Origin of the sequence: Ferruginibacter sp. (genome assembly GCF_031430955.1) — a bacterium.
GTDB lineage: Bacteria > Bacteroidota > Bacteroidia > Chitinophagales > Chitinophagaceae > Ferruginibacter.
Genome location: NZ_JANPCM010000678.1, coordinates 1 through 9630, shown reverse-complemented (window position 1 = coordinate 9630; position 9630 = coordinate 1). Strand labels below are relative to the sequence as shown.

Sequence of the window (9630 nt, the reverse complement as noted above, 5' to 3'; positions counted from 1 at the left end):
TACAAAAGAGTAAGCATTCAAAACCGCTCGGTGGAGCTGGAGTTTCAGGCCGTAACGGTGGATCAGGCCAATGTGTATTTTAAAAGTATGCTGTTGTACTCAGTACAAAACGAGCAGGAAGACACGATACAAAAAGTAGCGTTTAAATTTATTAGTGATAAAGATCTGATGCAGGCGCTTATCCGTACCGTTGAGGGAAGCATCCGTGCCTTTGTATCTACAAAAAAACAGGCCGAAGTATTAAATGTGCGCCGTGATATTGTAGAAAATGTAAAAGAGCAGGTGGATGTGGCTTTAGAAAGCTGGGGTTATCATTTGCAGGATCTGCAGATAAATGATATTACTTTTGATGAAGCCATTATTACGAGTATGAGTAAAGTGGTGGCGAGTAATAATTTAAAAGCTGCTGCCGAAAATGAAGGTCAGGCTTTATTAATTACCAAAACAAAAGCGGCAGAAGCAGAAGGTAATGCGATTAAAATTGCAGCAGAAGCAGAAAGATTAGCGGCGCAATTACGTGGACAGGGTGTGGCATTGTTTAGAGAAGAAGTAGCAAAAGGTATGAGTCAGGCTGCTAATGAAATGAAGCAGGCCAACCTGGATACCAATGTTATTTTGTTCAGCATGTGGGTGGAAGCCATTAAGAATTTTGCAGAATACGGTAAAGGCAATGTTATATTTTTAGATGGCGGCAGCGATGGTATGGAAAAAACCATGAAGCAGATAATGGCGATGACACAAATGGAAAGTAAAAAATAATTTTAGTTACAATATTTATACAAGTGCCGTATTTTGCGGCACTTTTTATTTAGTAAATATTTTAAATTGTGCCGAAACATTTAAGATTAACAATTCTTTAAGCAGCATTTTTGCATTGTGTTCGTTAAGGTCTTAATCTTGCAGGTATTGGCATAATTATCGCATCAACGCAAATAATAAATTAAACAATTACATTTGTCCTTAAATCAGCTTACTTATGTTTGACATTTTTTTACAGATAGACACTTTAAAAACTTTAGAAAAAGTAAAAGGATTTGAATCTGTTGGAGGCACCCTTGTACAGGGCGGATGGCTGATGGTACCATTGGCATTACTTTTTGTTATTGCTATTTTCTTTTTCTTCGAAAGGTTTATACTGTTGCAAAAGTTTGGTAAGATTGAAGATAATTTTATGAATATTATCAGGGATAATGTTGTTAGCGGTAACGTAACTGCAGCCCGTAGCCTTGCAAAAAATACAGCTAACCCTGTTGCCCGTATGATTGATAAAGGCCTGCAGCGTATAGGTAAACCGATTGATGCAATAGAAAAAAGTATGGAAAATGTTGGTGTGCTGGAAATGTACAAGATGGAAAAAAACCTGAACATTTTAAATATCATTGTTCGTATTGCACCGCTGTTTGGATTTTTAGGAACCATCATTGGTATGCTGAGTTTATTTGATGGTATTGCTAAAAGCCCCGAAGGTTTTGGTATTAACTCTATGGCAAACGGTATTTATGTAAAAATGATTACTTCGGCTACTGGTTTAATTATTGGTATCATTACTTATCTTGGGTACAGTGTTTTACAAACAAAAATTAAAAAGATAGAAAATAAAATGGAAGCTGCCAGTGCAGATTTTATTGATATTTTACAGGAACCGACAAGGTAGTTAATTGGTTGATTTGTTAAATTGTTAATTTGTAAATAATGAGTTTAAGAAAAAAATTTAATGAGGAGCATAGTGAAGTAGATACAGGTCCGCTTAATGACATCTTATTTATATTAATGTTTTTCTTTTTAATTATATCCACACTGGCTAATCCCAATGTTATAAAACTTACCAATCCAAAATCTAAAAGCGATACCAAAGCAAAACAAAGCATTGTTGTAAGTATAAGAAAAGATGGCCGCACCTATATCGGGCAACAGCCGGTAATATTTGATTCCTTATCGGCAGAGCTTAGCAGAATGATTGATAAAAAAGACAGCAGTAACAAACAGGCTGTTGTAATTAATGCAGATACTTCGGTATCTATAAATAAATTGGTGATGATAATGAGGGATGCAAAAAAAGCCGGGGCATCATCTACTTCTTTAAGTGTGGATGCTCATTAATTTAATAACTGGCAACTACAATTCTTTCTTTTCCAAACATATCTTTTTTAATAATTACTTGCTGGTAGCTGCTTGAGGAAAAAACGGCTGCCACTTCTTTAGCATAATCTTCATGCGTTTCTACAAAAACCTTTCCGTTATAATTTAAATGGTCTCTGCCAAACTTTGCAATTTTTTTGTAAAACAGCAACGGGTTATTATCGGGTACAAATAATGCAGTGTGTGGTTCAAAGTCAACCACATTTTTATCCATCTTTTCTTTTTCATTACCGGGTATATAAGGCGGATTACTTACAATAATATCAAACAACAGCAATTCGGGCCAGCGGCTTTCATCTAAAAAATCTAATTGTGTAAATTGGATATTTGTTTTATTGGTAATGGCATTGGCCCTTGCAATTTCTAATGCACTTTCGCTTACATCAATTGCAATAAGCCGGGAAGATGGAAGATGTTTTTTTATAGCAACAGCAATGCATCCGCTTCCGGTACCAACATCTAAAATATTTATTTGCTTTTGCTCAAACCTGTAGTTGTTAATTATCAGGTTCGTCATTTCCTCTGTTTCGGGCCTTGGTATTAATACTTTATCATTTACCTGGAACTGCATACCGTAAAAAGTGGTGTTACCCATTACATATTGTACCGGCTTATGCTGTAACAACTCTTCTTTTTTTTCCATCATTTTTTTAACTACCGGTTCAGGAATTTTCTGCAAAGGGTTTTTAATAAGAGCTGCTTTTTTAATGCCGGCCATATTTTCAAATACCCAATCGGTAATTACTGTTGCTTCGCTTAAATCGTAAACTGCCTGTAACTCCACTAAAAAATTCCGGTATAATTCTTTACTGTTCATTTTAGCAAACATAGTTTATTTTTTGATGCTTACTTTTGCAGCCTGACAAAAAATGAAAAATATTTATACAGATGTTTACACCTGGCCCGCCGGGGTGCAGGCTATGTTGCGCCTAACCCAATGGTGGGTGCAGTATTAGTTTATAATGATAGCATTATTGGTGAAGGTTTTCACCAGCTTTACGGGCAGCCGCATGCGGAAGTAAACTGCATAGATAGCGTAGCCGCAGAAAATAAACACTTAATTGAAAAAAGTATTTTATATGTTTCCTTAGAGCCCTGTGCACATTTTGGAAAAACACCCCCCTGTGCCGATCTGATTATCAAATATAAAATACCTAATGTAATTATTGGCTGCAGGGATATTTTTGCAGCAATTAACGGTAAAGGAATCGAGAAATTAAAAGGAGCAGGCGTAAATGTTACTGTGGGCATTTTAGAAAATGAATCACTTGAATTAAATAAACGTTTTTTTACTTTTCATAAAAAACAACGGCCTTATATAATTTTAAAATGGGCGCAAAGCAATAATAAAAAAATTTCGGGTAAGGGTGGAGAAAGAATTTTTATAAGTAATGAATTTACCAACCGCTTAGTGCACCAGTGGCGTAGCGAAGAAGCTGCAATAATGGTGGGTACTACTACTGCATTAAAAGATAACCCGGCTTTAACTGCAAGGCTTTATCCCGGCAAAAATCCTGTAAGGTTAGTAATTGATATGGATTTAAAACTGCCTTTTACCCTGCAATTATTTGATGGCACAGTTAAAACAATTGTATTTAATCAGCAAAAGAATGAGCCCGGGGAAATGCTTTCTTTTTATAAACTAAACAGAGAAGAAAAAACAATTCCGCAAATTTTAAATATATTGTACACGCTGCAAACTCAATCGGTAATTATTGAAGGTGGCGCAAAATTACTGCAATCGTTTATTGACGATAATTTGTGGGATGAAGCAAGAGTGATTACAAATGTAGAATTAAAAATTCCGGAAGGGGTAAATGCTCCTGTATTTGAAAATAAAAAACTAATAAAAGAAGAAACTATTCTCACCAACAAAATATCCTACTTTATAAATAACCAAACATGATATATTTATTCGGCAGCATTTTATTCAGTTCATACTTAACACTTTCATTCAAGATTTTACAAAAGCTAAAAATCAATACCCTGCAGGCCATTGTATTTAATTACATAGCCTGTGTTATTACCGGCTCGGTGGTTAATGGCTCTTTTCCGGTAAACAACGAAAGCGTGCATTCGCCATGGTTTGTTTGGGCACTGGTAATGGGTGTAATGTTCATCAGTATTTTTAATGTAATTGGTTTTACTGCGCAAAAAATGGGTGTGGCCGTGGCATCAGTTGCCAATAAATTATCAATGGTAATTCCCTTTGTTTTTTCTCTTTATTTATATGATGAAATTTCTACCACTTTAAAAATTACAGGCATCGCAGTGGCATTAGTTGCTGTGGTATTAACCTGTTATCCTTCTCAAAAAAATAGCGAAGCGCCTGAAAAGAGTAAAGAGTTTTTATTTATACTTCCTGTTATTTTATTTATCAGCAGCGGCCTTTTAGATACTTTAATTGTGTATGTAAAAAATAATTTTTTTAACGGGCCGCTCGATAATTTTAATAATTTTTTAATAGCCGCATTTTCAGTTGCAGGCGGTATTGGCTTAATTATTTTAGTAATGCAGATTGCAACAGGCAAACAATCGTTTTCCTTTAAAGCTTTACTGGCAGGCATTATTATTGGTGTGCCCAACTATTTTTCTATATGGTGCTTGGGGAAAGTTATTACTTTTTACAAAGGAAATTCCAGTGCAATAATACCTGTAAATAATATGGGTATTGTTTTGTTCAGTGCCATTGCTGCATGGCTTTTATTTAAAGAAAAATTATCACTGATAAATTGGATGGGTATTGGATTGGCCATTGCTGCGATTGCGCTGATTGCTTACGGGTAACTCCTATCCCCTCCCGATAAGGATTGTATTGGCGTCAAGTTAAAAAGCCTCATAGAGGCGAAATATCAGTAGCAAGTAAATAGGTATTAGTTGCTAAGCCCCATCGGGGCGATATATTGAAGCAATGGGGATTGCGAAAAAAATACATGGCGCCCCGATGGGGCTTGATTGAAATAATTAATTTATTTCTACTGATATTTCGCCCCGAATGGGGCTGTGGGAAAAGGTTTTATCAAAATTTGAAGGAAATTAACTTGATACCAATACGATAAGGATTGGAATAAATTACGGGGAAATGTAGAAGACGGAGGCGAAGATGATGTTTTATTTTATTAATTATTTTTAGTGTAATGAATGAAAAAGGAATTTACAATACAATTGCTCAACCATCCACCGCAGAATTTAAAGACCGGGGCAGCAAGTTTTTTGCCTTTGCTTTTCCAATAGTAACAGCAGATGATTTTAAAAAGCAATTGCAAATTTTAAAAAAAGAACACCCCAAAGCAGTACACCATTGTTTTGCGTACCGCATTGGTACCGATGGAAATAATTTTAGGAGCAGTGATGATGGCGAACCATCGGGCACTGCAGGCAAACCCATACTTGGGCAAATAGACAGTAAGGAATTAACTAACCTTGCAATAGTAGTGGTGCGTTACTGGGGCGGCACATTACTTGGTGTGCCGGGTTTAATTAATGCCTACAAAACCGCTGCAGCACTGGCTTTGCAGGTTACACCTATAATTCAAAAGCAGGTAGAAATAAAATATGCAGTTGAATTTGATTACACCCAAATGAATGATGTAATGATAATTTTAAAACAATTTAACTGCACCATCATTACACAGGAAATGCAGTTATTTTGCAGCATACAAACCGGCATCCCCCAAAACCGTTTACAGGAAACAATATACCGCCTGAAAGAAATGCAAAATGTTTCTGCAAAAAAAATTGAATAATAATTCGTAATTTTCTCTGCTCAATTAATTGTAAATGCATATTGAAGAACTGAGAGAATATATTTTGCAAAAAGCTTTGGTAACAGAAGGCTTTCCGTTTGGAGAAGATACTTTGGTTTTTAAGGTAAAAGAGAAAATATTTTTATTGACAGGTTTAAACAGTTCTCCATTGCAGTTTAATGTAAAGTGCGATCCTGATAAAGCCATTCAATTAAGAGAAGAATATCCCGGTTGTGTATTACCCGGTTATCACATGAACAAAAAACACTGGAATACAATAATCGTTGACGGCACATTATCAAAAAAGCAATTGAAAGAAATGATTGATCATTCTTACCAGTTGGTAAATAAAAAGAAATAATTTTTTTATGGAAAACGAAGAAAAATTCTCCGACGACCCACAGGAACATTTTAAAATAGAAAATGAAATTTTAAAAATAAAACTGAAAGCGCAATATGGCGATGCTTTTTTTATGCAGAGCAATGAAGATTTGCCACCCGAAATAGAAAACCAGTTTTTAAAAAACATGATCGCTTTTGAAGATGCCCATGCCAATGCAGAAATTACCACCGTATATGAAACCATTGGAAAACCAGATTACAGATCTGCAGAAGAATTGAATGCTGCTGAAATTGCTGCAGAGCTAAAAAGAATTACAGCCATTATGGAAGAGCATAAAATTGCTTTGGATATTTGCGATGGCCCCTACCCCGATGAAACCATTTATAAATTTATTACCGAAGAATTATTTGCTCATGAAATAGATAAAACACCCATTTTTGGGGATGGCTGGAATTTTATTTACGAAGAATTTTATGCCAATGATAAAGTAGAAATTGAAAAAAATACCCACGAATTTTTAAAGCATTGGTTCAGCAGAGATTTTGATGAATACAGCAGCGAATTAGCCTACCATTTTATTACTGCCGGTGGAAAACAACTGAACCGGCAGGAATTTTTTGAAAAGATAAAACCATTTTTTGATGCCTTTACCGAATTTAAAGATGATGCTTACAATATTGATGAAATTAAATTTGAACTGCACGATGCTGATAATGGCATGGGCCATGCAGAAGGTAATCTTAAATACGATGCTGTAATGGAGAATGGCGAAATTATTCATTACGAAGGGCCATACAAATTATACATGCAGCGTGAAGATAAATGGTGGACGATAGTTTATTTTGTAATGCCGGGTTTTAAATGGGAATAAAAAGTTTAAAATTATTTCTTTGTTCTGCTCCATGTAGAAAAATCTGTAGAAGGTATTTTATCCACTTCCCCCAGTTGCCTTAATAAAGTTACCAGTTGCCCACGGTGGTATGTTGCATGATTAAATAAATGCAGCAGCATATCATGCACTTTCATTTTATACTGTTCTTTATTGCGTACAAAAGCAAATACATGCGTAAGCTGATTTTCATTTGCAGCATCAACCCATGCAGCCCATTGCTGGCTTTGTTTTGCAAGGCCGGTTGTTGCCTCATCAAAGCTGCCGGTAAAAGTTTCACTTAAAACGGTAATATTTTCAACTAATTTATGCCGCTGCCACCAAATATTTTCTGCCTGCCACATGTGTACAACAGTTTTATAAATAGAAGGAAAACTGCTTGCAATTTCCTGCATAATCTTCTCTTCTGGTAACTTACTTATCCTGTCGAGTAAAATTTTATTGGCCCAAATATTATAGGCAGCATATTGCTGTAATAATTCCTTCATGGTTTTATGTACTTTTGAATCCTGTAAAATTATTAATTATTCATTATAAATATCAACTAATAAATATGAGTGATAAAAAAATGCTGCTTTCCGGATTTGGTTCAATGGCTATTCATGCCGGGCATACCACCGACCCCAACTATGCACACCTTACGCCCATTTATGCCAGCAGCACTTATGTATTTGATGAAGCTGAGCAGGGCATGCGCAGGTTTAGTGGCGAAGAAAAAGGATATATTTATGGCCGCTGGGGCAGCCCTACTATTACCGAAGCAGAAGAAAAAATTGCTGCATTAGAAAGTTTTGGTGTAATGGATAATTCAGGAAATCCCCTGCAGTTAAAAGCCATCCTTCACTCCAGTGGCATGGCTGCATTAAGCACTTTACTGATAAGTAATTTAAAAAGCGGCGATAAAATTCTTACGCATTTTTCCCTTTATGGAGGTTCGCAGGAACTGGTAGAAAAAGTTTTACCGCCATTAGGTATTGAAGCCATCATTGTTGATTTAAGAGATTTAAATAAAGCCGAAGCAATGATGAAGGCAGACACTAAAATAAAAATGCTCTATTTGGAAACACCTGCAAATCCTACGCTTCAATGTGTAGATATTGAAGAACTTACTCAACTTGCCAAAAAATATAATTTAACTGTTGCCTGCGATAATACTTTTGCAACACCTTATTTGCAACAACCATTTAAGTATGGTGTGGATTATATTTTTCACAGTACCACAAAATTTTTAAATGGACATGGCACTGCCATTGGCGGCGTTCTAATTGGTAAAGACCTGGAAAAGATGAACGGACATGTTACTAAAGTGCACCGCCTGCTCGGCGGCAACAGCAATCCTTTTGATGCATTTTTATTAACCATCGGCATGAAAACTTTAGAAGTACGGATGGAACGCCATTGCCATAATGCCATGGAAGTGGCAGCATTTTTAGAATCGCATCCTGCAATTAATAAAGTAAATTATTTAGGGCTGCATTCGCATACCGATTATTATACTGCAGCAAAACAAATGCGCCATCCCGGTGGTATGTTAAGTTTTGAAATGAAAGATGGTTTAGAAGCGGCAAAAAAATGTATTGATAAATTGCAAATGTGCGTACGTGCAGTTTCATTAGGTGCCTGCGATACTTTATTGTGCCACCCGGCAAGTATGACACATTTTAGTGTGCCCAAAGAAAAAAGAGAATTGTATGGCATTACCGACGGGCTTATACGTATGAGTGTGGGTATTGAAAATGTGCAGGATATTTTGATGGACCTGGAGAATGCACTGAGTAATGGATAATTTTTTAATGAATAATTAATAATGTTTAAAATGCCAGTTAGTATAATAATTCGTAAGGCAGTAAAAGAAGATTGTGCCAGAATGATGGAGCTCATTAATGAATTGGCCGTTTATGAAAAAGCACCTGAACAAGTAACAGTTGATTTTAATCATTTTGTTGAAAGTGGTTTTGGCGAAATGCCTGTGTGGTGGGCTTTTGTTGCCGAAGTAGATGGCAAGGTGGAAGGTTTTGCTTTGTGGTATATCCGGTACAGCACCTGGAAAGGACAGCGCATGTATTTAGAAGATTTATTAGTTACAGAAAAAATGCGGGGCAAAGGCGCTGGTAAGTTATTGTTTGATAAATTGATTGTGGAATGCAAAGAAAAAAAAATATAACGGTATGATGTGGCAGGTATTGGATTGGAATGAACCGGCAATTAATTTTTATAAAAAATATCCTGAGGCAAAATTTGATGGGGAATGGATAAATTGCAGCATTAATTTTGCCCCTATCTCCGCCGCGGCGGAGGAAATGAAATAAATTGATATGAAGATTATGTTGTTTGTAAAAAAATTTAATAATTTAATTAAGAACACAACCTCATATTTGATGCTTCTCTTAAATTTGCGCAAAAGAAAAGAAACGCTGGATTTAAAAAAGTTGAATAAAGATTTGCTGTATCCCGATGCATCGGGACGTCACCAATGAAATTAAAAATTAATTCCAAGGCCGGCTAAAAAATAT

12 protein-coding genes are annotated in these 9630 nt (G+C 35.8%); 10 read left to right on the top strand and 2 right to left on the bottom strand.

The genetic code is table 11. The features are described from left to right. From ACY65O_RS19365 to ACY65O_RS19355, 3 genes are all read left to right on the top strand, one after another. On the top strand, positions 1 to 759 hold a 759-nt coding region (locus tag ACY65O_RS19365; RefSeq protein ID WP_462222503.1), incomplete at its 5' end, for an SPFH domain-containing protein. 217 nt (positions 760 to 976) lie between these two features. Continuing rightward, positions 977 to 1654: a MotA/TolQ/ExbB proton channel family protein gene (locus tag ACY65O_RS19360; RefSeq protein WP_462222502.1), complete on the top strand. Its 678-nt coding sequence runs from the start codon at positions 977 to 979 to the stop codon at positions 1652 to 1654. 38 nt (positions 1655 to 1692) lie between these two features. Next, complete coding sequence (locus ACY65O_RS19355; RefSeq protein ID WP_462222501.1) at positions 1693 to 2100, top strand: ExbD/TolR family protein; 408 nt, start codon at positions 1693 to 1695, stop codon at positions 2098 to 2100. A 1-nt stretch (position 2101) separates the two neighbouring features. Here the strand turns inward: ACY65O_RS19355 and prmC are convergent, their stop codons facing one another. Beyond that, entirely contained in the window at positions 2102 to 2968 is an 867-nt protein-coding gene (gene prmC / locus ACY65O_RS19350; RefSeq protein ID WP_462222500.1) for a peptide chain release factor N(5)-glutamine methyltransferase, read from the bottom strand. Between the two features lie 30 nt (positions 2969 to 2998). Between prmC and ribD the strand changes: the two genes are divergently transcribed. From ribD to ACY65O_RS19325, 5 genes are all read left to right on the top strand, one after another. Continuing rightward, positions 2999 to 4045, top strand: a complete 1047-nt coding sequence (ribD, locus tag ACY65O_RS19345) for a bifunctional diaminohydroxyphosphoribosylaminopyrimidine deaminase/5-amino-6-(5-phosphoribosylamino)uracil reductase RibD (protein ID WP_462222504.1) — start codon at positions 2999 to 3001, stop codon at positions 4043 to 4045. Beyond that, positions 4042 to 4926, top strand: coding sequence for a hypothetical protein (locus tag ACY65O_RS19340; RefSeq protein ID WP_462222499.1), 885 nt, complete (start codon positions 4042 to 4044; stop codon positions 4924 to 4926). The genes ribD and ACY65O_RS19340 overlap by 4 nt, the downstream gene beginning before the upstream one ends. Positions 4927 to 5276: 350 nt before the next feature. Beyond that, positions 5277 to 5885 (top strand): IMPACT family protein, encoded by a 609-nt coding sequence (locus ACY65O_RS19335; RefSeq protein ID WP_462222498.1) that lies wholly within the window; start codon positions 5277 to 5279, stop codon positions 5883 to 5885. A gap of 34 nt (positions 5886 to 5919) precedes the next feature. After that, on the top strand, positions 5920 to 6246 hold the full coding sequence (locus ACY65O_RS19330; protein WP_462222497.1) for an MmcQ/YjbR family DNA-binding protein: 327 nt from the start codon (positions 5920 to 5922) through the stop codon (positions 6244 to 6246). A 7-nt stretch (positions 6247 to 6253) separates the two neighbouring features. Continuing rightward, positions 6254 to 7099: a hypothetical protein gene (locus ACY65O_RS19325; protein WP_462222496.1), complete on the top strand. Its 846-nt coding sequence runs from the start codon at positions 6254 to 6256 to the stop codon at positions 7097 to 7099. An 11-nt stretch (positions 7100 to 7110) separates the two neighbouring features. Here ACY65O_RS19325 and ACY65O_RS19320 read toward each other — a convergent pair whose 3' ends face one another. After that, positions 7111 to 7605, bottom strand: a complete 495-nt coding sequence (locus ACY65O_RS19320; RefSeq protein ID WP_462222495.1) for a DinB family protein — start codon at positions 7603 to 7605, stop codon at positions 7111 to 7113. Between the two features lie 65 nt (positions 7606 to 7670). Here ACY65O_RS19320 and ACY65O_RS19315 point away from each other — a divergent pair, with 65 nt between their 5' ends. Next, the gene (locus ACY65O_RS19315; RefSeq protein ID WP_462222494.1) at positions 7671 to 8903 is read left to right on the top strand and encodes a trans-sulfuration enzyme family protein; all 1233 of its coding nucleotides are present in this window, start codon (positions 7671 to 7673) and stop codon (positions 8901 to 8903) included. 30 nt (positions 8904 to 8933) lie between these two features. Further along, complete coding sequence (locus ACY65O_RS19310) at positions 8934 to 9281, top strand: N-acetyltransferase family protein (protein ID WP_462222493.1); 348 nt, start codon at positions 8934 to 8936, stop codon at positions 9279 to 9281. Positions 9282 to 9630: the final 349 nt, after the last annotated feature.